This window comes from Brasilonema bromeliae SPC951 (assembly GCF_012912135.1).
Taxonomy (GTDB): Bacteria; Cyanobacteriota; Cyanobacteriia; order Cyanobacteriales; family Nostocaceae; genus Brasilonema; species Brasilonema bromeliae.
The window spans coordinates 1-24,329 of the sequence record NZ_QMEB01000070.1 but is presented as its reverse complement, the minus strand read 5'-3'; the positions used below and the strand labels follow the sequence as shown (position 1 = coordinate 24,329).

Sequence of the window (24,329 nt, the reverse complement as noted above, 5' to 3'; positions counted from 1 at the left end):
TTATGAGGTTTTTCCTTACCCTGTCAGGTATTAATTCCTCTCTCTCTTCAAAAATGAGCGAACGTACAGTCACTTGGCGACTGGCGTTCGCGTAAGCGCAAGCGCACGCTAAGAGCGAACGCGCAGCGTGTCCCTTTGGGACTCAGCGTCTCCGTTCGGCCTCAAGCCGTGGCGTTAGCCATAGGGCTCAGGAGATACCCTCCGGGCGTCCGGCTCTGCCGACTTGTAGACGCCCGGAGGGCGGCTTCCCGTAGGGTAGCAACTGGCGAACCCGAAGGGTTAGTGAATAACTCGTAGCTCTACCGAAGAGCAGCGACTAAAAACTAACCACTAAAAATGAGCTACTTTTGAAATACTCACCTGCCTAAAGGCGCGGTGATTCTTGACGCTTCGTTGAGGTCTGCTGCCAAAACAGTCTTACGTCCTCTGTGCGTCCGTTTAGAGTCGTGGCAATTCCCTATCCCGACTTTCTCTATATTTTTGGCAGCGTTTTCATCTCTATCGTGAGTAGCGCTGCATTGTAAACAAGTTACGGTTCGCACTTTAAGATCTAGTTTGCCCCAACGGTAACCGCAGTCAAAACAAGTTTGGCTGGTCGGTTCCCACCGGCTAATTACCTTAAATGTGCGACCGAACTTGTCAGATTTCGCTTCACACAATACTCTAAACTCACGCCATCCCTGGAGACTAATAGCTCGGGCTAGTTTTCTATTCTTGACCATGCCTGAGACATTAAGATCTTCTAAAACAATGGCTTGGTTTTCACGCACTATTTTAGACGAAAGTTTATGCAGAAAATCTTTTCGAGTATCTGCAATCTTGTTATGTTTTTTTGCAATTCTTAAACGTGTTTTATTTCTTCGCTTAGAATCCTTCTGCTCGGGTTTTGGTTGGACAACTCCGGTACGTACATGAGAACCATCTAACTCAACTAATAGCCTTGAAACAGTCTCCTCTTTTTGTTGTATTGGTTCGTCAGAAGCTGATTCAAGACGTTTCTCTACATAATCTAAAGCCGTGGATGCAATAGCTTCTACCTCTCGACGTACAGAAGCCCGTTCGACTTCCCAACCGTAATGTTCTACAAAACGCTTTGATGCTTGACCAAAAGATTCTTCAATACCAAAATCTGTTAACGCTTTTTTAACAGCCTTTGAACGTCCCCCATGTTCAATGCCTAAACTTTTAGGAACGGGACAAAATCCAGACTTGGCTTTTTTATTCCACAAATAAGGTGAAGGAACTTCTAGCTCTCCAAATATAACAGCATATTTTATTTTTTTGACACGATGGATAACTAGCTCTTTTGTCTTAGCTTCTTGGGTCACTTGATGGCTTAAATTATTCAGCAGCTTTGACATTAAACATAAACCACAAGATTGAATAATCTTGGCTGCGGTTGAATCAAAATCACAAATCAATTCTTGTAAAGACTCTTCCCTTTCTATGATGGCATCAAACAGAATTGAACTAATTTGTTCAATAACATCAGTATAATATTGACTCATGGCAGTATCGAAATTTTCTCAAACGTCTTTTTTTAACACTGCCATATTTCCTACACTTCAAGTCTTATTCGAGTAACTATTTTAATTGTATTTATCCATGTATCACACGGTAAGTTCTACCCCGTTTTTTTCCTAGTCTAACTATATAGACATTAAGCCCAGTTGCTGATACTGACTTGAAAATAAATTCCTATTTGTCCTAGTGGGCGATCGCGAGCGCCAGGGCTGCTGGCGAAATCGTAAAATCCCACGTTAGCTGCTTAGTTTAACAATGAAATGATTCAGGGCTTTTTGAGCAGCTTTGTAACCAGGAGCTTGTTTACCTAACTTCAGTTCAAACAAAACTTGGTTGCGTAAAGTTTCAAGTGTTGCCATCTCAAGCAACGTGCTTGTTCGCTCTCTAACGATGGCATCTATTACTGGATGTTCTTCCTAACGTGTATTACACCGATGAAAGTCAATATCTTGGTAAGTATTACATGGAGAAAGCGCTAACTTTACCCATGTAATACACTGCTCCCCGACCCGGACTTATCCAAGTATGACATGGTATTTCTGAGATTCTTTGCCTCCAGAAAATCATGAAGCTTCTCTATGATTATCATTGTCAGTTATTTTCTCTGCTTTGTCTAGTATCCCTTCCGGGTGCTGGCAACCAACCACTTTTGACCACACCCCTTTGCGGTCATGCCGTGAATAGTCAGGACTCTTGAAAGTTTCACCATTACTAAGTACTGCAAAGGTTTTCAGCCCTAAATCAATTCCAATAGATTGGTTAATCGGCTCTATTTGAATTGGTTCAACTTCTACAACAAAACTTACGAAATAGCGATTAGCGCAATCCTTAAGTACGGTTACAGAACTTGGTTCCGAAGGCAGTTCCCTAGACCAAATTGGCTTTATGTTTCCGATCTTGGCTAGATATACTTCATTGCCAGTTATTGAAAAACCTGTTTTCGTAAATTCAGCAGATTGTGCATTCGTTTTTTTCTTGAACCTAGGGCAACCGACCTTTTTACCTTTATGCTTCCCGTTGCGAGAATTAAAAAAGTTTTTGTAAGCTACATCCAGATGTCTAAGAGATTGTTGCAAAGGAACGGAAGACACGTCTTTCAACCAAATCCGGGCTTCAGTCTTTTTAGCTTGAGTTAATGCCAAAGAAAGACTGTTATACCCTGGCAACTTTTCGGAAGCCTTGCACAAAGCGAGCGCGTCATTCCAGACAACCCGAACACAGCCAAACAACTGTGCCAAAGCTTGGCGTTGTTGGTCTGTTGGGTAACATCTGAACTGATAGCGTGCTTTCATTGCTTATGTTAAAGTGAGTCTGTTAGTCATTATAAGTTGGTCGCGACAAAATGGCAACACGGCTATTAAAAGAAAGACACAGCGTTTCAGATTTAAATGTTCACTTGGTCTGTGTCGTAAAATATAGACGTCCTATACTCACAGCAGAAAGTCTATTAGTCATAGAAAAATCGTTCAATGAAGTTTCCGAAAAAATGAATTTTATTGTACAAGAATTCAACGGCGAAACTGATCACGTTCACGCGTTGATTAAATATCCGCCCAAACTTTCTATTTCCCAGATAGTTAACTCTTTAAAAGGAGTATCCAGCAGAAGATATGGTCAAGGTGGTTATCCAAAACCCTACGGCAAAGACGCTCTGTGGTCACCTAGTTATTTTGTATCTTCCGTTGGTGGAGCGCCGCTTGAAGTACTGAAGCGTTATATTCTCGATCAACAAAAGCCGTCCTAGAAGGACGGGGTTTTAGACCCAAAGTTTTTGATAAGGAGTGAGTCATGTCTGATTTGTCAGCTGCTCAGACGAATCCGTTGCTTGGAACTTGGACGCTAATCAGTGCGAGCGCCATCAATCCTGATGGGACAGTGACTCCTCAGGTGTATAGTCCTAACCCAATTGGCTACATCACTTATACACCCGAGGCGCGGATGATGGTTATCTTTTCAAGGAGCGATCGCCTACCCTTAAGTGGAGATATTCGCTCACCATTCAGCAAAGACATTCGCTCTTTACCGACTGAGGAATGTGTACAGGCGTTTTCTACATTCAATGCCTATGCAGGGACATACACGTTGAATGGAAACAGCGTCACTCATCACGTCGAGGTAGCATCGATTCCTAATCGGGTTGGTAAGGATTTAGTCCGAACGTTCACATTGAATGGGAATCGAGTCACACTGAAAACGCCACCGACCAACACTGATGGAGTCCTGAAGGTCTTTGAACTGGTGTGGGAACGTGTGGAGCTATAATGATATCGACTCGTATATAAAGCGATGGCACGGAGTGCCCGCACACCGTGCCATCGCTTGTCAGTTGTCACAAGCATACATCATATCTTGCACCTATCCGTAGAAAACCGTATAAGCTAAAAAGATGTAAGGGTAAGCTACATAATTTTTCTTGGCTTTTCTCGCGCTCATAAAGGATTTTTGGTTTAATACTGAGTGATCTAATACAATAAATTTTTATTGGTGCAAAATGTGAGATACCAAACTTTCAAGAGTCCACATACGCTTAATTTTCTGCTCACGGCAAGCGCAGAAAGCTTTCCTGTGGAGAAGACCGTCAGCCCCTAAGCCCTGTGGACACACTACGTGTATGCCTACGGCACACTTTGCGCTTACAAAGTTCACGCATTCAAGACCCCACGCTCCCGACCAAGAATTCAAAATTCAAAAATTTTAAACCTTAACACAAAATTAGGTAGCAAATATGGATCTTTTGATAGATGACCTTTTAAAGAATCAAAAAATTGATGGAAAAGATCTAACTATTCTCGGTTACTTTCTCCGCAGCACAGCACCTATCAATATAGAAGATGATGAGTCGAAAGTGGATGAAACTTTGCCCACAATTGATGATGTTATAGACCATCTTTATCGTCACAGTCAATCTGACACAGAAGAACTAGGACTGGTTATTCAAATTCATGGCTTTAATACTGGTGTGAAGGACGGACAAGAAGACTATGTACGCGAAGATTGGGCACGAGTTTGCAAATATCTTAATCAACAAGACAAAGCTCTTAAAGATAGAAAAAGTAGCTTTGTTTATCTAGGTTATCGATGGTCATCGGAAAGTGTTCCTTCTAACCTAAAAAATGCATTTTATTCTTTACCGAGTTTTCTACAATTTTTACTATATAGTGGCTTAGCAATTACTGCTCTTGGTATTTTCTTCTTAATCCTATTCTCGTCTCCTTGGTTTTGGATTTTTATTGTGCTAGGTGTCTGTTTAGCTTCTTTTATTGGAACTTTATTTATTTTGAGAGTTATTGTTTATTTTCGAGATGGATATCGAGCAAGATATTTCGCTGTACCAGACTTAATAGAATTTATCAGACAATTAGACCAAGGTTTAATCCAGCGTTCAAAAGATGTTTTAGGTGATGCTCAAAAAGCCCAAGAGGAGTGGAACCAAAAAAGAATTAAGTTGACATTTATTGGTCATAGTATGGGTGGATTCATCACAACAGAAGTTGTGCGAGTTCTCTCTGACGCCTTTGACCCAGAAGCGATTGGGAATGTTGATAATTTGAATAAACGACCATCATCTAATATTGGTCGTGTTTTCAGTTTAGGTCGTTTAATTTTGGTTTCTCCAGACATTCCAGTAAATACTATCCTTTCAGGACGGACTAACTTTTTGCGCTCTTCTTTGCGTCGTTTTGAAGAAGCTTATCTCTTTAGTAACGAGGGAGATGTTGCATTACGCCTTGCTTCAACAGCAGCTAATTATTTCTCTTTTCCAGCTAGTACTCGTACTCAAGGATATCGACTTGGTAATGTGACAGTTAATTTGCCAGATACAAAGGTTTATGGAATTGTGAATTTAAAGCAGATATTGTCGGCAGAGCATCAGCTATTTTATTCTAATCAAAAATTTGATCACCTACTGAAATATCTTGGAGTTAAGGTTTTAAACAAGCGTCAAGAGCGAAACCTATTACAGAATAAGAAAGATCCAGAATCTTTAGTCCCCAAAGGTAAAGATCCAGAATCGATTGCTGATTTGTTTACCTATTTTGATTGTACAGAATATCAAGATGAAACTGACTATCCAGGCCGTGAGGGCAAAACAATCAATGTTCTCATTTGTCCGAATCAAAAATCTCCCTTGAACTTTTGGCAGTACATAAAGATTCTCAAGGCTTTCTTTGACTCTTTTAGCAACAGTCCAACAGGGATAGATGTTCATGGCGGTTACTTTCACGGTTCTTTTTGTAAATTGGTAATTTACCGTCTGGCTTTCGTGGGATTTCAAGGTTTACTAGACTCTTTAATATTAGAACAACCTAATGAATTTAATCTTGTAGCACCTCCTGATTTACAGGAAAAGCTCAATCGAAGTGGTGAATTGAATACGGTGGAAAAACATAAAGTTGCTCTGGAATATTTTTCTTGGATATGTGAGCAAAAAAGTATTCAAGTTGCAGCTTCTTCAGAACGCTACTATGTCGATGTTTTAAATGAATCTCGCGAAAAAGTTAGATGTGAATTCTTATCACAACAAAAAAATGACTGATAAAGCGACTCAAGCTAAATTGGTTTTTGAAAACGCTTTGCTTAGAAGTGCAGAAGAATCCTCAACCTTTGATTATCAAGTTGGGGGTAGTTTACCGATGAATGCTCCTACTTATGTGGTACGATCTGCGGATTGTCTCCTTTATCAAGCACTCAAGCGCGGAGAGTTTTGTTACATTCTGAATGCACGGCAAATGGGTAAGTCAAGCCTTATGGTATGCATAATGCATCGTCTCCAGCAAGAGGGGTTTAGCTGTGCAGCAGTAGATATCACTCGCCTTGGTACTGAAAACGTTACTCCTGATCAATGGTATAAGGGATTCGCTGTGGAGTTATGGCAAAATTTTAATTTGTTTGGAAAGGTGAATCTGAAAGCATGGTGGAACGAGCAAAAAGATTTATCTTCTATTCAGTGCTTGAGTCGGTTTATAGAGGAAATCATACTACCTCAAGTTGAGAGTGAAAAGGTATTTATTTTTGTCGATGAAATTGATACTGTTTTGGGCTTAAAATTTCCTGTTAATGACTTTTTTGCTCTTATTCGCTTCTGCTTCAATCAGCGTAGTATTAATCCAGAGTATCGACGTTTAACTTTTGCTCTGTTTGGAGTCGCAACACCTTCAGATTTAATAACTGATCATCAAAGAACGCCTTTCAATATTGGTCAGGCTATTCAACTCAATGGCTTTCAAATCCATGAAGCTCAACCTTTGCTTTATGGATTGACAGAGAAAGTGAGTAATCCACAAGTTGTGCTCAAAGAAGTGTTAGCCTGGACAAGCGGTCAACCTTTTCTGACTCAAAAGCTTTGTAAACTCATACGCCGTTGCTCATCTCCTATCCCCACAAACGGTGAAGCGCAATGGGTTGAAAATTTGGTGCGAAATTATGTGATGAAGAATTGGGAATCTCAGGATGAGCCAGAACATTTGAGAACGATACGCGCTCGCATTCTCAACACCAAGCTAAAATCATCTCGGCTACTAGAAATCTATCGACAAATTTTGTCTCAACAAGAAGTTGTTTCTGTTGATAATCCAGAAGAAAAAGAGTTGCTGTTGTCAGGTCTTGTCGTCAAGCAACAGGGTTTTTTAAAAGTGCATAACCGGATTTATCAATCAATATTTGATCATACTTGGATCAGTGAGCACCTCTAAACAAAATTATCATAATACATAATATAGGATTTATATTTGATTTTTGAACAGAACTCCGTACAATTTATGTTAACCAGTTATCAGTTATCAGTTATCAGTTATCAGTCATCAGTCATCAGTTATCAGTTATCAGTTATCAGGTAGGAAACGGACTCGTCCACCCCTTGTTCACTGCGATGCACTGAGCGTGGTCGTTGTGTTCACTGTTTACTGTTCCCTGTTAAGCGTTCCCTCTTTACTTTTGAAAATCTGCCTTTGCGCTTCGTACAACATCAAAGCGGCGGTCATTGCTACATTTAAAGATTCTACCCCCGGACTCAGGGGAATTTTTACTTGTAAATCTGCTGTTGCTGTCAATTCTTTTGACAAACCAGCACCTTCATTCCCCAACAAAATTAAACTGGGTTTGCGCCAGTCTACATCCCAATAAGTCAAAGTAGCATTGGGTAAGGTTGCAACTACCTGCATTCGTGCTTCCCTACTTTGCTGGACTGTCGTTTTCAAATCAGGACTCATCGCCATTGCTAGGCGGAACCACTGTCCAGCAGAAGCACGTAATACTTTTGGATTGTCTAAATCCACACTGTCTTCACTCAGCCACAACCCAGAAGCCCCAGCGGCTGCAGCAGTCCGAATTATTGTACCCAAGTTGCCTGGATCTTGTACAGTTTCCAACGCTAGCATTATACCAGTAAACGGCAGTTCCCCAACGCGTTCCCTTCTTTTTGCCGTCGCAACTACGCCATCTGGTTGTACTGTGGTGGCGATCGCCTTTAAAACCTCTTCACTCACAATTTCTGCTCGTTCGCAAAGATCACATGCTTTTTCCCATAGCACAGCATGGCTGTCTTGCCATTCTGGTGTACTGCACACTGCTTCCAATGGGTAATTCGCCGCACAAGCTTCCTCTAACAGGTGCGTCCCTTCTACCAAAAACAACTGCTGCTTGTGTCTTTCTTTTGAGGAGTGGAGTTTGCGAATTTGCTTGACTAGGGGATTTTGTAAACTTGTTAACATTAAAGGTTCTGGTCATAAGTGGTGAGTCAAAATACTGATACTCACGAGTTAAATGTTTGGCCCACAAAGAAATACCGTCTTTTACTCGTTACTCACCACTTCTCACTCGTATGCGGAACCCGGGACTTGAACCCGGAAGCCTTTCGGCACTAGAACCTGAATCTAGCGCGTCTGCCAATTCCGCCAGTTCCGCGAATTGATTTTTGATTAACAGCTTTTTATTATTACTCAATTCTTTTGATTTGTCAAGCCCTAATTTCTGACATCAACGGTTTCTTTGCTTTTAAGTATTTATTGTTACCAGTGTTAAGCTTTTCTGAAAAAAAATTGTATGATAAATTGTTGATTCATGACAGTTTATGTTAAGCGTTAAGAGTTAAGCGTTAAGAGTTCCCTGTTCCCTGTATCTGCTCTTAGACCAGACATAAATGAAATTTATCAATTTCAGTTCAAAAATGTAGACAATCAAAAACTATCGTGTAGAATCGAAACCAACTTCAAACTTATACAATCAACAGTTTTTTTGGAGGGTAAGTTTATTATTCCTTCTGGCGGCTTACCAAATGCCAAATCTTCCTCGACAGCAGACTCCTCAGTCCTGCAAATATCGGGTGGGCATCGTTTGCAAGGTCATGTAAAAATTAGCGGAGCCAAAAATTCAGCACTGGTAATCATGGCTGGAGCGTTGCTCTGTTCAGGCGAATGTCGGCTCCGTAACGTGCCGTTATTGGCAGACGTGACACGGATAGGTCAGGTTTTATCAGCTTTAGGCGTTCGCTTGAAGCAAACAGGAGACATTTTAGAAATTGATGCTAGAGTTATCAAAACATCAAAGGCTCCCTATGAACTGGTGACACAGCTCAGAGCAAGTTTCTTTGCTATTGGTCCGATCCTAGCACGACTGGGAGTCGCGCAGATGCCTTTACCGGGAGGCTGTGCTATTGGCGCAAGACCTGTGGATCTGCATGTCCGAGGACTGCAAGCAATGGGAGCTGAAGTACAGATTGAGCATGGCGTTTGTAATGCCTATGTTCCTGGTAGCAGTCGCCGACTGAAGGGAGCAAAGATATACTTGGATATTGCCAGCGTGGGAGCAACAGAAACTTTGATGATGGCGGCTACTCTTGCAGACGGCGAAACCATTATCGAAAATGCTGCACGCGAGCCAGAGGTCGTTGATTTGGCGAACTTCTGTATTGCAATGGGAGCAAAGATATACGGGGCAGGAACCAGTACAATTACGATTGTCGGTGTTCCACAATTGCACTCAACTGAGTATACAATTATCCCTGATCGCATTGAAGCAGGAACGTTTTTGGTCGCCGCAGCAATTACTCGTTCAGAACTGATTCTCTCACCCGTGGTACCAGAGCATTTGACACCAATCATTGCTAAGCTGCAAGATATTGGAGTGCCCATTATTGAGGAAGCACCGAACTGCTTACGAACTCTGAGCGCAGAAACCCTGAGGGCAAGTGATATTGAAACTTTGCCTCATCCAGGTTTTCCTACAGATATGCAAGCGCCATTTATGGCTTTGCTGGCACTAGCTGAAGGTGATAGTGTGATTAATGAATCTGTATTTGAAAATCGTTTGCGCCACGCTTCTGAGTTAAATCGCTTAGGGGCAGATATTCGCGTTAAAGGTAACGTTGCCTTTGTTCGAGGAGTGCCGATGTTATCAGGCGCACCCGTACTCGGAACAGATTTGCGAGCATCAGCAGCGTTAGTTTTGGCAGGACTCGCGGCAGAAGGAAAAACCATAGTTCAGGGATTGCAACACTTAGATCGGGGCTACGATAGACTTGATACAAAGTTGCAGCAATTAGGAGCAAGAATCCAGCGGATACCACTAGCACAGGTCAATGCGGAAGTTGCTTCTAACCCGACAGTTGAGGAACTGCCAACCTCTGGGGCAACAAATAGGGAAAACGTGCAATCACAGTAGATAGCGCTTTGGACTTCTTCAGGTGACTGTTGGAATCCCCAACCTACCTTGCACTCTTAGTTGGGGTAGATGTTAAACTGGTGGAGAAGGGCTGTTCAAAAGAGCAGTCCTAGATTATTTTTCAATCCCTTATATCCCCAGCAAGATTCCGCCATGTTCCCGCAAAAGACTCAACTGATTGGTCTCAAAGCAGATTCATTCCGTCATCCGCTAGATCTAGACGCAACCAAAGCACTGAAGCAGATACCTGGTTTGGATATGATGGTGCGGAATCTTTTGGGTCCATTGGCGGAGCAGATTTTTTATGTAGAAAATATCGCTTCTAGTGTTCTGGTCGGCGAAAAACAACTGCCCCATCTTCATAAGTCGCTGTTAGAAGCCTGCAAGATACTGGATATTGAACCTCCCCAGCTTTATATTAGGCAGCATCCAGCACCAAATGCATACACTTTTGCTATGCGGGGAAAACAGCCTTTTGTTGTGCTGCACACCTCCCTCATCGATATGCTGGAACAAGAAGAAATCCAGGCTGTGATTGCTCATGAATTGGGACACCTGAAGTGTGACCACAGTGTTTACCTAACTCCAGTCAATATATTGATATTAGCCGCAGCAGTAGTACCTACCGTCGGAACAGTTCTCGCTCAAGCAATACAGACGCAACTTTTGGAATGGGTACGCTGTGCTGAGTTTACATGCGATCGCGCCGCATTACTGGCAACCCAAAACCCGAAAGTTGTCATGTCGGTGTTGATGAAACTTGCAGGTGGTTCGCCCACCCTCGCACCGCAACTTAACCTTGATGCTTTTATTGCCCAAGCTCGTGCTTATGATGATATTAGCAAAACCGAGATGGGTGAAATGGTCAAAGCTGCCCGCACAGCTCAGTTAACTCACCCAGTACCCGTTCTGCGTGCCAGAGAAATTGACCGTTGGGCAAGTAGCCAAGATTATCAAAAGTTGTTGCAAAATCAAAAAATAGAGTATAATAGTGAAGTTGCACCCAAGGGCGGGTGGCGAAACTGGTAGACGCACCACACTCAAAATGTGGCGACCTTGCGGTCATAGGAGTTCGATTCTCCTCCTGCCCACTTGAAATCAGTGAACAGTGAACAGTGAACAGTTATCAATTCCTTGATAACTGATAACTGATAACTGATAACTAATAACTGTTAAACAACTTAGTAGAAGCTACCTTCTTAAGCTGCGAGGATCTAAAGCATCCCTCAGTCCATCACCCAGCAAGTTGAAAGCCAACACTGTGAGAATAATCAACGCAGCAGAAGGCCAGATTAGCCAAGGTTGTAATACTAAAATTGAAGCATTAGTTGCAAGAGATAACATATTACCCCATGAGGGGTCTGGTTGTTGAATTCCTAACCCGATAAGACTGAGTACTGCTTCTGCACCAATAAAGCTAGGGACAGCAAGTGTAGCAGAAATAATGATATAAGTGGCGGTTTGCGGCAATACGTGACGCACGATAATGTAAAGTGGATTGGCACCCATTGCTTTTGCTGCTTGGACGTATTCTCTTTCTTTAATAGAGAGGACTTGTCCGCGAATAACTCGTGCTAATCCAGCCCAGCTGATAAACGAAGTAATCACGACAATCAGCAAAAAGCGTTCGGTACTGGATAACCCTGGCGGTAGTACCGCACCTAAAGTTACCAAAAGATAAATACTGGGAAAAGTCATCAGCACTTCGCTGAACCGCATAATAACACTGTCAAGCCAGCCACCGAAATAGCCAGAAATTCCCCCAATCAACATCCCTAAGGGAAAGGTTAGGGCAACCCCAATAATACCGATAAACAGACTTATACGACCACCATACAGCAGGCGACTGAGTTGATCTCGACCTTGGTCATCTGTACCTAAAACGTTAAACTTTGCCTCACCGACAGCACCAAACAAATGTATATTCAGCGGGATACCACCAAATATTTCTACCTCGTCCCACTTTGGGGGTAGAGGTAAATTCAACTGAAGTAGACGATACTCAGGTCCAGTGACAAATAGTCTTAGGGGAGAAGGCTTTTTATAGTCTACGATGATTTGGCGATCGCCCGTTTCTAAATTTGTGTCTCCCTGAGTCGTTGGATAAATGTGAGGACCAATAAACTGCCCTGATTCTTTAGAAACCCAGTAAACACGCGTTGGTGGTAGTAGAGAACCATTTGGTTGTGAGGTGTAAGGGTTGTAAGGGGCAACAAAATCAGCCAAAATGACTGCTATATAAAAAACCAACAGTAAAATTGCCCCAAACCTTGCTAAAGGATTTTTCTTTAGTCGATGCCACCAATTCATAGTAATTACGAGTTATGAGTCATAAATGATGAATTATAAATTATAATTGATGAATTGTGAAAGCTTTTTCGTTGTTGATAATTTATAACTATCAATTTTTAAGCACGAAGTTTTTCAATCAGGTACAAATGCTCTTCTTGAAGTTTTTCGTGTTCTACAACAAACACATTTGAGTAGAGATTAGCAACAATTTGCTTTCCTTGCTGTGTAAGCGAGAGATAGCGCAATGCATCCTTAATATAAGGATAGACAACATTCCAATAGAACTTGGCATAGTTCTTCCGTAAATCAGCAGGGTTTTGATAACCCAACACCTTATTCATGCCAGTCTCCTCAAACTCATAAAATAAAGAGGTAATCTTGTTTAAATAACGTGGATCGCTCAATTGTCCAATCAAATCGGCAGCACGTACTAAACCAGCAAAATTATTTGTATCTTGGTGGTCATCTACAGCTGGCACTGGAAACCGAGTCAATTCAATATTGCTCTTAATGACTTCTGAATCTATCAATTTGTGACCGCCAAAACGCTCATCAATAAAAAGTTTTGCCCGATCAACATGATTTGGTGTCAGACTCGCATCAGAAGCTCCAGAACGAAGAGAAATCATTTTCCCATCTTTACCAGTAGCGTACAAACCTTCCTCCTCTCGGTCTTGTCGGCAAACTCCTTTGACATAACCAATATCATGACAGACCAAGGATATAATAAAATGCAACCAATCTTCATTAGAAACACCTCCTTCACGGATATGTTTGCCGCGCAAAATTTCTTGTCCAACCAAAGTAACTAGGATAGAATGTTCTACGTTATGATAAAGGGCGTCACTGTTGGCAATATTTTCCAACGCCATATTGCCTGCCCAGGCTATAATATCTTGGTAATCGTTTTTCAGGCAGCCGTAGGTGCGACGGTATCCTTCACGAATTTGAGCGACAAACGCATCAATCAAGATTTCAGTGGCATTAAACATATTGGTGACTCTGTTATATACCAAATTATGTATTATTGGTTTATCTCAAATTTGGATAATTTGATGATCGTTGGAGCACTCAAATAAAGGCAAATAACTCTTTATAACTGTTTATAGTTTAAGCATATCTGCTACCAATTGGTGTATGCAGGGTAAGCGCAAATTTTTACGAATTGAGCAAAACATCAACCATGCCTTCGTAGTTATACATAGCCCCAAACGACTACGGAAGTGGTGATACAGGTTTGTCTTTATTACCTTTACCCCTACTTGACAAAATCGTAACGATAGTCATGCGTAAATTTGAGGAATATTAGAACTCGCAGCAGAGAAAATACGTCATAGTTAATATACATTAATTAATTTAAAATTTTCTTAAGCACAACTGCTTAATGGCGGTTGGGAAACTGGAGGGACAACTGTGGTAAAGGAAAGTGTTTCAGAACTTAAAGTGGAAGAACCAGTGGCATTTGAAGATGCAAACTGGCAAAAAAAAAGTGTGTATCGAAAGCGACATTCATGGTTGATACCACTGCTAGTAGGTACAGGCTTGGGAGGTATTATTGCGTTTGGGGGAATGCGTCTCTCCAGTCACAGTGTATCTGAAAAAACAACACTAGCTGAAAAAAAAACAGTACAAAAAGTTGCACCAACAATGTCAGTCACCGTCACCCCAGTAGAAACAACTCGTGTTGCGCGAACCCTCAGTACGAAAGGGACTGTTGCAGCACGCGATTTGACTCCAGTTTTGCCTCAGGCAAACGGCTTGCAGATTAAAAAAATTCTTGTCAATATAGGAGAGATTGTCAAAGCAGGTCAAGTGATGGCTGTGCTGGATGATTCGGTACTGCAAGACCAAATTCGGCAAGCAAAAGCGGATGTGGAAGCAAAGCAGGCAGATGTTGCTTCAAAACAAGCGGATTTGGCATCGAAGCAAGCAGTTGTAGTCTCAACTCGGGCGACTGTGGTATCAAATCAGGCGATCGTCCAACAAAAACAAGCAGATTTTGCTCAAGCGCAGGCAAAATTACGAGATGCCCAAATCAATTTCCGACGCACTCAAGAACTAACATCTCAAGGGGCGATTAGCCAACAACAATTGGATACTGCTACCACAAATTTAGCCACAGCAACAGAAGCAGTAAGCCTTGCCCAAGCGAATATTAAAAGTGCCCAAGCTAATGTCAGTAGTGCCCAGGCAAATATTGGTAGTGCCGAAGCTAATGTTAAAATTGCCCAAGCCAATATCAACAGTGCCCAAGCCAGTGTCAAAAGTAGCACCGCCAAAATGGAACAACTGAAAACTCAGCTGGGACAAACATTGCTTCGTGCCCCAGTTTCGGGAGTTGTGGCAGAGAAATTGGCAAGAGTGGGAGATGTCACAGGTATTGCACCACAAACACAGATAGCAACTGTGGTTGGTGGAACACAAAAGCTATTCTCGATTATTCAGGATGGAAAATTAGAGTTACAAGCACAGGTTCCTGAAATTCAGCTTACACAGGTAAAAATTGGCTCCAAAGTGCAAGTCACCTCTGATGTTGATAACCGTGTGAAGTTGCAAGGACGCGTCAGAGATATAGAACCTATGATCAATCAAGAAAAACGTGAAGCCACAGTCAAAATTGACTTGCCACAAACAACTTTACTCAAACCAGGAATGTTTGCTCGTGCTGCGATAAGCACTGTAACCACAATCGGTTTAGCCGTACCCCAAAAAGCAGTTCTACCTCAATCAGATGGGAGTGCAATTGTCTTCATCCTATCAGGTGTAGACACCGTTCGCGCTCAGAAAGTAGAACTAGGAGAAATCCTTGTTGGTGGCAGAGTGGAAATCAAAAGTGGATTGCAGCAGGGTAATGCATCCCGTGTCCGTGTAGTCGTTGACGGTGCAGGATATGTCAAAGATGGTGACACAGTACGAGTCGTCAACACTCAATAGTTGATAGTCAATAGTCACTCTTGACTTTGGACTTTGATTCTTAATTCATCACTCAAATTCTTGATTCATAACTCATAACAGATTGCATGTCCTTCAATATTTCAGCTTGGTCGATTAAAAAACCTGTTCCAACAATAGTTTTATTCTTGATTTTAACTGTAGTCGGTTGGTTTTCCTTTCTTGCTTTGGGAATTGATACGAACCCAAATATTGATGTTCCAGCAGTACAGGTCAGGGTAACACAACCAGGTGCAGGTCCTGCGGAATTAGAATTCCAAGTCACAAAAAAAATAGAAGATGCAGTTGCTGGGTTGGGTAATATCGATGAACTGCGATCGACGGTTATCGATGGTGTCTCCACAACCACAATCAACTTTGTCTTGGGAACAAACACTGACCGCGCCACAAACGATGTTCGTAACGCAGTGGCGCAAATTCGCCAGAACCTTCCACAGGACATAAACGACCCAATTGTGCAACGCATAGAATTTGCCGGGGGTGCAATCATGACCTACGTGGTAAAATCTGACAAGCGTTCTGTAGAAGAATTAAGTAACCTTGTTGACCAAACCATTAGCCGCGCTTTATTGGCTGTTAAGGGAGTATCACAAGTTAAGCGTGTCGGTGGGGTTGACCGAGAGATCCGAATCAACCTAAATCCAGATCGTTTACAATCTCTAAGTATCACCGCTACCCAGGTTAACGACCAAATACGAGCTTTTAACATTAACTTACCTGGTGGACGTGCCCAAATTGGCGGTAGTGAACAAAGCATTCGTACTCTTGGTAGCGCCGCAAGTGTAGAGGTTTTAAAAAACTATGAAATCGTCTTGCCTAACGGTGGTTCTGTACCCTTGTCCAGCTTGGGAACAGTCGAGGATAGCTTTGGTGAAGTTCGACAAGCAGCAAGTTTGAACAACCAACCCGTGGTAGCATTCCAAGTGTTGCGTAGCACAGGCAGTGTTATGGTGACAGTGGAACAAGGAGTGAAAGCAGCTGTAGAACAACTGCAAAAAACTCTACCGACCGATGTCAAACTGGAATTAATTTTTACCAGAGCAACTTTTGTTGAAAAATCATACCAAAGCACTATAGATGAATTAATTCAGGCTTCGATACTCGCAGTCATAGTCATTATGTTGTTTTTGCGTGACTGGCGAGCAACATTGATTACAGGAGTCGCGTTGCCACTGTCAATCATTCCTACCTTTGCTGTACAGTATGCTTTAGGTTATACCCTCAACAACATGAGCTTATTGGCATTAGCACTAGCAGTAGGTAACTTGGTAGATGATGCCGTCGTAGAAATTGAAAACATGGAACGGCATATGGCAATGGGTAAGTCTGCTTGGCAAGCTGCTTTTGACTCATCTGACGAAGTGGGTTTAGCAGTGATAGCCAGTGCAGCAACAATTATCGCCGTATTTATGCCTGTTGCTTTTATGGGCGGTGTTCCTGGTCAATTTTTCCAGCCCTTTGGTGTGACTGTTGCTGTTTCCACCATTTTCTCAACCTTGGTTGCACGGATGATTACGCCGATGATGGGCGCGTATTTACTCAAGGATAAGCAGCCAAAGCAGGGGAGAGAGGAAACGAAGGAGATGAGGGAGCAACATATTGCTACTGGGCCCACTTCTGTTCGTCGTCGTTTTCAACCCTATAAATCTCTCCTCAAATGGGCGTTAACTCACAAGTTGACAACTTTGGGTGTTGCTGTTGCTTTCTTCATTGCTAGTTTAATGCTTGTTCCCTTCATTCCTAAGGGGTTAGTTGATAGTAGTGACATTGGAATTTCCACTATTTCTATGGAACTTCCCCCTGGTTCTACTTTGGAAGATACCAAGAAGGTGGTTACTCAAACAACAAATATCATTAAGCAAAATCCCAATGTCGTCAGCGTACTAGCTACACAAGAGGTAAACTCTGCGACGCTTGTTGTTAAACTCAAATCTAAAGAAGAAGGACGAAAAATTTCTCAAGTAGAGTTTCAACAAAAAGTACGTCCTCTATTTGCGCAAATTCCAGGGACAAGAATTAGTTTCCAAAGTGCAGGTTCTGTTGGTAGTCGCAAGGATTTAACAATACTCCTGCGCAGTGATAACCCCAAAGCGTTGACTCAAGCAGCAGATGCACTTGAAAAGCAGATGAGAAGCATACCCGGACTTGTGGAACTGTCTTCTAGTGCGAGTTTGCTCAAACCAGAGATTTTGGTCGTTCCTAACCCACAACGGGCAGCAGATTTGGGGGTAACAGTCCAATCAATTGCTCGTACAGCCTCCCTTGCTACAATAGGCGATAACGATGCAAATTTGGCGAAATATAATCTTTCTGACCGCCAAATCCCCATTCGCGTGCAAATTGACCCCAAAGCACGTCAAGACATTAATACCATCAAAAATCTCCAGGTTCCTAGTCAAAATGGTAGCTTGGTTCCTCTGATTGCAGTTGCAGATATCCGCTTTGGTAGTGGTCCTGCAACTATAGATCGCTACGATCGCTCCCGTCAAGTTTCCCTAGAAGCCAACTTGCAAGGCATTTCTTTGGGGGATGGACTCAAAGCAGTCAATCAACTCCCAGCTTTGCAAAACTTACCGCCAGGAGTCAAGCTGCAAAACTCTGGTGATGCCAAGATTATGGCTGACATCTTCAGTCGCTTTGGTGCTGCATTGGGACTCGCAGTCATGTGTATTTATGCTATTCTTGTCTTATTGTATAACAACTTTCTTCATCCCCTGACAATTATGGCAGCGTTACCTTTCTGTTTAGGTGGCGCACTCATAGGCTTGATGCTGGCACAAAAAGCTTTGGGACTATACGCCCTGATTGGTATTGTGCTGTTGATGGGGATTGTGACGAAAAACTCTATCCTCTTGGTAGACTACACAATTATTAACCTTGAGGAAGGCAAAACTCAACGTCAAGCGTTGTTAGAAGCTGGAGTGTCTCGTTTACGTCCAATTATGATGACTTCCCTTGCAACGATCGCCGGTACCCTTCCCTTGGCATTGGGAATTGGTGCAGGTGCAGAAGTTCGTCAGTCGATGGGTATAGCCATTTTAGGAGGTTTTACAACCTCTACGTTGCTCACCCTGGTAGTAGTACCCGTGCTGTTCTCTTACGTTGACAGCTTCCAATGCTGGATTCTAGATGTCGCGAAATACGGCTTTGGCAAGAAACCGCAGCGCAAGATTGCCGAAGACAAGGAAGTTGTGAATCTACCACCTGCTAGTTGAAATTCAGTTTTGCCTGTTTGGGGCGAAGTGTTATGGGTTTGGGGTTGGTCTATCGTTGGAGGTGCAATTGCTTGGCGCTTTCGCTCAGGATTATATCTCATACTAACGGGTGGAGGCGCACTCTTGATTTTATACGTTCTTTGTTTAGTCTTCTTGTGCTCTGGCAGTTGGGTTCCTCTCGTTCCGTCAGCCTTAGTTTTAGTAATGACTGGCGGTACTGTGGCGATTTACCGAGAACAGGGTGTAAGGGTGTAGGGTGTAGGAAGCCGTGGCTGTGGAGGGGATAAGCGGCTAGCAGCCTTAGTGCCTGTTTATTCAAATTCAGAATTTGTTTTTGGAACAGCGATCGCCTCGCATCCCACTTTCTGGTTTTATGTTCCTTATCAGTCGTCATTTCCAGCAAAGTTTGTATTGCGGGATAAAGAGGGTAAGTTAATCTACCAGATTGATGTTACGCTACCCAAAACACCAGGAGTTACCAGCTTCTCGCTTCCGTCTACGGTAGCGCCGCTAGAAATGAACAAGCAGTATCATTGGTATTTCAAAATTTATTGTAAGGCGCAAGAGCCACCTGCTTTTGCTGATGGCTGGATTCAAAGAACTTCACTCAATCCTGCCCTCAAGAGTCAGTTAGAGAAAGCGACACCACAACAGCGCGTTGCTCTTTATGCCACCAACGGTATTTGGTTTGAGGCGTTGAGTACCGCAGGCGAATTGCGTCGCCGCAATCCGCGAGATACTTCTTGGGCGGCGCTGTTCACTATTTTTGTATAAATGTCAAGTGCTTGTTGCCAAGTATTTAAGGCGTCTTCGGCTTTGCTTTGAGCCAATTGCAAACGACCTTTGATATCTAGGAGTTGGGCAAGGATTTGCGATCGCTCTTTTGTGTTTATGTTTTGGGCGTCAAGCGAAGCTATCGCAAGGCGAATCGCACTTTCTGCTTCACTCCACTGTCCCAGTTGCTGAGTTGGGCTTCATAGTTTGAGTCGATGGGGACTATTTTTTTACGTGTAAGACCCCGTGACCACGAAGTCTGCACCGTGTATTACATGAAAACACCTAAGTTCCCTTACTCCATCTAATACACGATGAGGCGGGGTCAGCTTTTTCCCTGTAATACACGGGTTAGGTTTTAGCAGATCCACAATCGTATTGAAACCTTACCCTGTCAGACATTAATTCCTCTCACCCTGACATTCGGGAGCGAACGTACAGAAGTGAGGGAGAGCCGTCATTCGCGCTGGTCTCACCAGATACCAAGTGAGGGAGACCCTCATCAAGTACTGGCTCCCCAACGCACTGGCTCACCATTAACCACTAAAAACTCATAATCAACAACCAATGACCTTCCAAGCTCTAAGCCGCATCTGTCTGTTGGTCGGTCGGTTGTAGCACAAAGTCAAACTCGGCTGTATAGAAAGGTTTGCTTTGGTTGTATGCGTTGAGTTTGTCGGGTGCTTCGTGTTTTTGCAGCTTGAGGATGGCAGATCTGACCGCGAACGTTGTATCTGAATCGAGGTGCGGATCTCCATCAATATGAATTTGTGTAGTCAGGGGTATATAGCCTGCAGCACTCAACTTAAAATGGATATGGCCTGCTCGCAGGGTATGTCGTCCCAAAAGCTGCAACATTTCACCGCACGGTCCGCTTGATGGAATAGTGTACCCTATTGGCACAACCGTTTCAATGGAGTAGGAGCCGTCCGAATTGGTTCTGAAACGACCTCGGAAGTTACCCTTTGCCTGGGATGCATCATGAAGGTCATAGAGTCCCTTTGAATTTGACTGCCAGACATCAAGAAGCGCATTGGCAATTGGTTTGTTGTTCAGGTCTAAGACGCGTCCTGATAGGAAGAGCGTATTACCGTCGGGATCGATTCCGAGGCGATCGCCCATGTTGCGCTCTGGCGCATCCGCTACATAGACAGGACCCTCCAGATTACTTTCAGTAGCTGTGCTACTCTTGTTATGCAATAGAACCACTAGCTCTGAGATTCCCAGCAAGTCGAGCAACATATGAATTTCCCCATTCGGTATCTCTTTTGTGTAGCGATCTGCCCGAATGAGAAAATCGCGCAAGAGCGATAACTCCTGTTCCGTCAGATTTACCTCCTGCACGAAGGCGTGCAGATGTCGAATAAGGCTGGTATAAATCTCATAAAGGCGTGGATGAGTCTTGCCTCCATCCCCGTGCTCAATCACGGCTTGAGTGATATTTTCGAGAGTAATGTTTTTCATCTTTATCTGAAGAGTGAAACTTATCCATAGTTGACTACTTTAGTTAGAGTCTAGTTTTCTAAGTACTTTTAGCATGAATCAACTCATTTTACAGACTAGTTTGGTGTTTACTTCCTACTGCTGTATTTTAATGATAAGTCTTTAACCGGACACGATATCAGGCATTGCTGGATACCAGTTCCCTACCTTCGGTGCAGCACTACCTCACCACGCGGCTGGCTCGGGTTTTTAGCTTGCACTTATCTCACACTTTAATTGAAAATACTCTTGATACAACCGACAACTAGGTGTAGCTAGATTGTCATCCAACTTAATCAACCCCATACTCCTTAACTTATGAGCAAGAACAGGTTCTAACTTTACAGGTTTGGTAGCACTCATAACTGCAGAAAGAGCAAATGCTAATTCTGGCTGCACTTTCAAAGTTGCCCAATAAGGCTGGATATGACGGTAATAAATGCTTGTGGGTGTGGGAGCACTTTGCAGCAATTGTCCTAAAGCAACCTCTCCACGACTGAGGTGATAAAGTGTCAGATGTACTAATGCAGGATGACCTCCAACGATGTCCATGAGAAATCTTGCTTCATCATCTGTCCAATTGAGTCCAAAGCGCTGGGCTAACTCTTGCACCTGCTCTAAACTGAAATAGTTTAGCTCAATCGGTAGTCCGACATTAAATGGAGACTGATTCAGCTGGAGAGGAACATAAACCTCAGTTGAGTGAACCACAATTAGGCGCAGCTTTTGCCAAATAGGTTGTCTTTTGGCATCTTCGTACCAGGAACGCAACAAGGGTAAGAATTCTTTTGCCACTTGCGGCTGCTCAAAAATCTGGTTGACTTCGTCCAACGCCAAAACCACAGGAGAATCAATCTGCTCTAACACATAATTTCGTAAATAAAGCGAGCAGCTCACTTTGCTGCCAATATCTTCATCCCAAAACTCGTCTAATCTTGGTTCAAGCTCAAGCTGACAAGAGATGTTAGCACATAACCAACGCAAAAAACGATTCAAATCGCTCAAAATTGCTCGATCAACTTGCTCCTGTAAGTTTAGACTCACTATATGGTAGCCCATGCCGTTGACATACTCAAGAATCCTCAACAGCAGCGAGGTTTTACCCATTTCTTGAGGAGCTTTAATGCGAATTAAGGCTCCTGGTTTAATAATTTCTTCATAAACCTGTGTCGCAATCTCTGGTCGTTCAATGTAATAGGGAGAACCAAGCGGGACTAAACCACTAGGAAAACGAGGTGACATTTCCTGCTGGAAATTGGGAAAATCTTTTACGGGGGGATGTTGTTCTAGGGTTGTTTTTAAAGAAGCTTGTGTAGTCACATACGACTCTAGTAGCGTCCGACAGTTTTTTTTAGTCACACGGTTGCCGATCAGATCAGACAATTTGTGGCATAATCGTGGAGCGACAGTCTTAGTAAGGTAACTAGTACTATAGCCGCCCTGTTGAGCAATTTGGTTGTAAGTTTGACTTTGCCAAATACCTCGTAAAACCAAAATTTCTGTATGATTAAGGGGAAGATTTTGGTATTTCAGCAGGTTGCCATTGAGCATCTCAATGAGTGAATCGAGAGCCGTTGTTTTGGAGAGAGCTGAAGTTGCTACTGGCAATCGGATGTTTGTTTGCATACCTCTGGCTTGGACGGTGGAAACCAGCATTGAGGAATTTTTCTTCTGTTTCCGTTTAGTCCATACACTTTGCTGGGTCCAAATCATAGACGGTTCAGCCGGATTCTGGAAGATGATTGGTAGCCAAGTGGCACAGGGATATTCTCCCTCTAATCCTTGCAGTCTTTCGCGTGCAGAACGCACCGCAGTGTATAAAGACTTTCCACTTGAAAATTCTGCCAAAAAATACTTTAAAAATTCTTGAGCGACCACATCCGGTACAGGCTCACGCATGACAATCACTTGTGGAATTTGCAAATCTTGAAGTTCCTGCGCCAACCCTAAACCATCACAGGAGTTGAAAATCGCTAGCTTCAACCCACGACTAATAGCTTGTCTCAGACCATATTTTAACTGCTCAAGGGTAATCGTATCTGTTTGATTAATTTGCAAAAAACCTTTTTCTTGGCTAAAACTATGACCTGCAAAAAAGAGAATATCCGAATTTTGTTGCCATAGCTGCTCGTTTAAACGACCGATATTCGGCTCGATTAAAAATTTAACTTCTGCTTGAGTTGATAGTTGATCTAAAAGAGTTTTATCCTGGCTAATATCAATACCCTGACTATTCCCAAAAATTGCCAAAATTCTCACTTGACTTGTGCGGTTATTTACCAGCAATTTCTTCGGCTTTTGATACTCTGGTGCACTCAACGCCACTTCTGCATATGGGTAATCCTCAAAAAATTTCCACAGATGCCAGGGAAGTCGTCGCAGTAAATGGTCGTTGGTTTCAATAATGAAGCGAATCTCTTCAGAGGGTTTTAATTGTGTACGTAACTGCTGGTCTATTTTGCGAAACTTTGTTGAGTTGAGCCATGTATTTATTTTTTTTGACAACAGCTGACACAAGTCATGAATATCAGCCTCTGAAATATTAGTGACAGAATCTTCTTCGATTTCAAAATTATCATCTATTTCGTTATCCAGACGCCAACTCAAGCGTTGATAAAAAGCATAATAAACTAACTGCCATTTTTGGTAGAGTTCATAAATTTTTGGTGCGGCTGGTAAGCTGGCAGTCAATTTCATCCGGTAGGGGTTGTCTGCTTCTCCAAGCTGAGCCGTCACCGTAGCACACCCCTCGTGTAGATTTCCTTGACCTAGGCTTAAAACAACTAACCTACTCATAGGAGTTTAATCAAATAAAGGTCAACTGTAGACGTGACGAATCGTTGGCAAGGATGGAGAGAATGCAGCGTACATTATCTTACTTTTAGGACGGTTTCCTTTAGCATAGAACGAAAGTCTGTAAAATGAAGTAAATATTTTTACAGACTTTTTACCTGACTTTTCATCCTTTTTTGGTCACAATAACAAATCTATCGATTTTTACGAATCAGTTAGGCACATTGGTTATTTTAATAGAATTTGATAGAAATATAACATTGTTTTGAAAGTTTCTTATAACAATTCATAATTTCTTATATTTGTAGAAAATAGAAGCGTTAAGTTTATTTAAAATATTTTCTTGTAGTATACTAAATTTCGACAACATCGAGCAAGATTTGAAGGGCGTAACTCCCCCCATTCATCGCTAGAGAATGAGTAATTACCCCGAATGGGCATTTGCACATCAGCAAGAATGAAAATATTTCTCTTTCATCTGCCTCACCTGCCTCATCTGCCTCACTCTTCAAGGGGAAAATATAGCGGTTCTCATTTGAATCAAATACACCACCATGCATAATGTAGAGCACGTAAATGTGAGTCCAGCGCTGCGGGAGGGGAGCCACTGCGTTGGACGGGTTTCCCGGCTTGAAGCAT

18 protein-coding genes, 2 tRNA genes and 1 pseudogene are annotated in these 24,329 nt (G+C 42.6%); 11 read left to right on the top strand and 10 right to left on the bottom strand.

Translation table 11 applies throughout. The features are described from left to right. Positions 1-356 precede the first annotated feature (356 nt). The 3 genes from DP116_RS29220 to DP116_RS11250 all read right to left on the bottom strand — a co-directional run bounded on the left by DP116_RS29220 (position 357) and on the right by DP116_RS11250 (position 2,816). Positions 357-1,508: an RNA-guided endonuclease TnpB family protein gene (locus DP116_RS29220; RefSeq protein WP_246275584.1), complete on the bottom strand. Its 1,152-nt coding sequence runs from the start codon at positions 1,506-1,508 to the stop codon at positions 357-359. Positions 1,509-1,760: 252 nt separating this feature from the next. Beyond that, on the bottom strand, positions 1,761-1,883 hold the full coding sequence (locus DP116_RS29955; RefSeq protein WP_281357398.1) for a hypothetical protein: 123 nt from the start codon (positions 1,881-1,883) through the stop codon (positions 1,761-1,763). Between the two features lie 204 nt (positions 1,884-2,087). Beyond that, positions 2,088-2,816 (bottom strand): RNA-guided endonuclease InsQ/TnpB family protein, encoded by a 729-nt coding sequence (locus tag DP116_RS11250; RefSeq protein ID WP_246275583.1) that lies wholly within the window; start codon positions 2,814-2,816, stop codon positions 2,088-2,090. Between the two features lie 50 nt (positions 2,817-2,866). Between DP116_RS11250 and tnpA the strand changes: the two genes are divergently transcribed. The 4 genes and pseudogenes from tnpA to DP116_RS11230 form a co-directional block, all read left to right on the top strand. After that, on the top strand, positions 2,867-3,268 hold the full coding sequence (gene tnpA / locus DP116_RS11245) for an IS200/IS605 family transposase (RefSeq protein ID WP_169155268.1): 402 nt from the start codon (positions 2,867-2,869) through the stop codon (positions 3,266-3,268). A 44-nt stretch (positions 3,269-3,312) separates the two neighbouring features. Next, positions 3,313-3,786, top strand: a complete 474-nt coding sequence (locus DP116_RS11240) for a lipocalin-like domain-containing protein (protein ID WP_169155267.1) — start codon at positions 3,313-3,315, stop codon at positions 3,784-3,786. Between the two features lie 463 nt (positions 3,787-4,249). Continuing rightward, positions 4,250-6,061, top strand: a complete 1,812-nt coding sequence (locus tag DP116_RS11235) for an alpha/beta hydrolase (protein WP_169155266.1) — start codon at positions 4,250-4,252, stop codon at positions 6,059-6,061. Between the two features lies 1 nt (position 6,062). Then, positions 6,063-7,217, top strand: a pseudogene (locus DP116_RS11230) (AAA-like domain-containing protein); the annotation flags it as partial. Positions 7,218-7,424: 207 nt separating this feature from the next. Here DP116_RS11230 and DP116_RS11225 read toward each other — a convergent pair. Further along, positions 7,425-8,234 (bottom strand): TrmH family RNA methyltransferase, encoded by an 810-nt coding sequence (locus DP116_RS11225; protein WP_169155264.1) that lies wholly within the window; start codon positions 8,232-8,234, stop codon positions 7,425-7,427. Positions 8,235-8,345: 111 nt separating this feature from the next. Continuing rightward, positions 8,346-8,427 (bottom strand) — tRNA-Leu (locus DP116_RS11220). A 330-nt stretch (positions 8,428-8,757) separates the two neighbouring features. Here DP116_RS11220 and murA point away from each other — a divergent pair. The 3 genes from murA to DP116_RS11205 all read left to right on the top strand — a co-directional run bounded on the left by murA (position 8,758) and on the right by DP116_RS11205 (position 11,273). Continuing rightward, positions 8,758-10,182: a UDP-N-acetylglucosamine 1-carboxyvinyltransferase gene (gene murA / locus DP116_RS11215; RefSeq protein ID WP_211173214.1), complete on the top strand. Its 1,425-nt coding sequence runs from the start codon at positions 8,758-8,760 to the stop codon at positions 10,180-10,182. Positions 10,183-10,335: 153 nt separating this feature from the next. After that, a complete protein-coding gene (locus DP116_RS11210; RefSeq protein WP_169155263.1) occupies positions 10,336-11,211 on the top strand; it encodes a M48 family metallopeptidase in 876 nt (291 codons plus the stop codon). Beyond that, a tRNA-Leu gene (locus DP116_RS11205) sits at positions 11,190-11,273 on the top strand. The genes DP116_RS11210 and DP116_RS11205 overlap by 22 nt, the downstream gene beginning before the upstream one ends. Before the next feature lie 100 nt (positions 11,274-11,373). Here DP116_RS11205 and DP116_RS11200 read toward each other — a convergent pair. Together DP116_RS11200 and DP116_RS11195 are read right to left on the bottom strand one after the other, a co-directional pair. Beyond that, on the bottom strand, positions 11,374-12,492 hold the full coding sequence (locus DP116_RS11200; RefSeq protein ID WP_169155262.1) for an ABC transporter permease: 1,119 nt from the start codon (positions 12,490-12,492) through the stop codon (positions 11,374-11,376). Between the two features lie 98 nt (positions 12,493-12,590). After that, the gene (locus DP116_RS11195) at positions 12,591-13,466 is read right to left on the bottom strand and encodes an Npun_R2479 family HD domain-containing metalloprotein (protein ID WP_169155261.1); all 876 of its coding nucleotides are present in this window, start codon (positions 13,464-13,466) and stop codon (positions 12,591-12,593) included. A gap of 421 nt (positions 13,467-13,887) precedes the next feature. Here DP116_RS11195 and DP116_RS11190 point away from each other — a divergent pair, with 421 nt between their 5' ends. The 4 genes from DP116_RS11190 (at position 13,888) to DP116_RS11175 (ending at position 19,415) form a co-directional block, all read left to right on the top strand. Next, positions 13,888-15,408, top strand: coding sequence for an efflux RND transporter periplasmic adaptor subunit (locus DP116_RS11190; protein WP_169155260.1), 1,521 nt, complete (start codon positions 13,888-13,890; stop codon positions 15,406-15,408). A gap of 86 nt (positions 15,409-15,494) precedes the next feature. Then, positions 15,495-18,641, top strand: a complete 3,147-nt coding sequence (locus DP116_RS11185; RefSeq protein ID WP_169155259.1) for an efflux RND transporter permease subunit — start codon at positions 15,495-15,497, stop codon at positions 18,639-18,641. Between the two features lie 9 nt (positions 18,642-18,650). Continuing rightward, positions 18,651-18,896: a hypothetical protein gene (locus DP116_RS11180; RefSeq protein ID WP_211173213.1), complete on the top strand. Its 246-nt coding sequence runs from the start codon at positions 18,651-18,653 to the stop codon at positions 18,894-18,896. 48 nt (positions 18,897-18,944) lie between these two features. Then, complete coding sequence (locus DP116_RS11175; protein ID WP_169155269.1) at positions 18,945-19,415, top strand: DUF928 domain-containing protein; 471 nt, start codon at positions 18,945-18,947, stop codon at positions 19,413-19,415. A 582-nt stretch (positions 19,416-19,997) separates the two neighbouring features. Here DP116_RS11175 and DP116_RS11170 read toward each other — a convergent pair. The 3 genes from DP116_RS11170 to DP116_RS11160 form a co-directional block, all read right to left on the bottom strand. After that, positions 19,998-20,879 (bottom strand): dioxygenase family protein, encoded by an 882-nt coding sequence (locus tag DP116_RS11170; protein ID WP_169155258.1) that lies wholly within the window; start codon positions 20,877-20,879, stop codon positions 19,998-20,000. Positions 20,880-21,107: 228 nt separating this feature from the next. Further along, the gene (locus DP116_RS11165; protein WP_169155257.1) at positions 21,108-23,693 is read right to left on the bottom strand and encodes an AAA-like domain-containing protein; all 2,586 of its coding nucleotides are present in this window, start codon (positions 23,691-23,693) and stop codon (positions 21,108-21,110) included. 350 nt (positions 23,694-24,043) lie between these two features. Next, on the bottom strand, positions 24,044-24,329 hold a 286-nt coding region (locus DP116_RS11160; protein ID WP_211173212.1), incomplete at its 5' end, for a hypothetical protein.

What these genes read in the sequence shown, in the direction of transcription:
- DP116_RS29220 (WP_246275584.1), bottom strand. Translation starts at nt 1,508, where the DNA reads ATGAGTCAATATTATACTGATGTTATTGAACAAATTAGTTCAATTCTG.
- DP116_RS29955 (WP_281357398.1), bottom strand. Translation starts at nt 1,883, where the DNA reads ATGGCAACACTTGAAACTTTACGCAACCAAGTTTTGTTTGAACTGAAG.
- DP116_RS11250 (WP_246275583.1), bottom strand. Translation starts at nt 2,816, where the DNA reads ATGAAAGCACGCTATCAGTTCAGATGTTACCCAACAGACCAACAACGC.
- tnpA (WP_169155268.1), top strand. Translation starts at nt 2,867, where the DNA reads ATGGCAACACGGCTATTAAAAGAAAGACACAGCGTTTCAGATTTAAAT.
- DP116_RS11240 (WP_169155267.1), top strand. Translation starts at nt 3,313, where the DNA reads ATGTCTGATTTGTCAGCTGCTCAGACGAATCCGTTGCTTGGAACTTGG.
- DP116_RS11235 (WP_169155266.1), top strand. Translation starts at nt 4,250, where the DNA reads ATGGATCTTTTGATAGATGACCTTTTAAAGAATCAAAAAATTGATGGA.
- DP116_RS11225 (WP_169155264.1), bottom strand. Translation starts at nt 8,234, where the DNA reads ATGTTAACAAGTTTACAAAATCCCCTAGTCAAGCAAATTCGCAAACTC.
- DP116_RS11210 (WP_169155263.1), top strand. Translation starts at nt 10,336, where the DNA reads ATGTTCCCGCAAAAGACTCAACTGATTGGTCTCAAAGCAGATTCATTC.
- DP116_RS11200 (WP_169155262.1), bottom strand. Translation starts at nt 12,492, where the DNA reads ATGAATTGGTGGCATCGACTAAAGAAAAATCCTTTAGCAAGGTTTGGG.
- DP116_RS11195 (WP_169155261.1), bottom strand. Translation starts at nt 13,466, where the DNA reads ATGTTTAATGCCACTGAAATCTTGATTGATGCGTTTGTCGCTCAAATT.
- DP116_RS11185 (WP_169155259.1), top strand. Translation starts at nt 15,495, where the DNA reads ATGTCCTTCAATATTTCAGCTTGGTCGATTAAAAAACCTGTTCCAACA.
- DP116_RS11170 (WP_169155258.1), bottom strand. Translation starts at nt 20,879, where the DNA reads ATGAAAAACATTACTCTCGAAAATATCACTCAAGCCGTGATTGAGCAC.
- DP116_RS11165 (WP_169155257.1), bottom strand. Translation starts at nt 23,693, where the DNA reads ATGAGTAGGTTAGTTGTTTTAAGCCTAGGTCAAGGAAATCTACACGAG.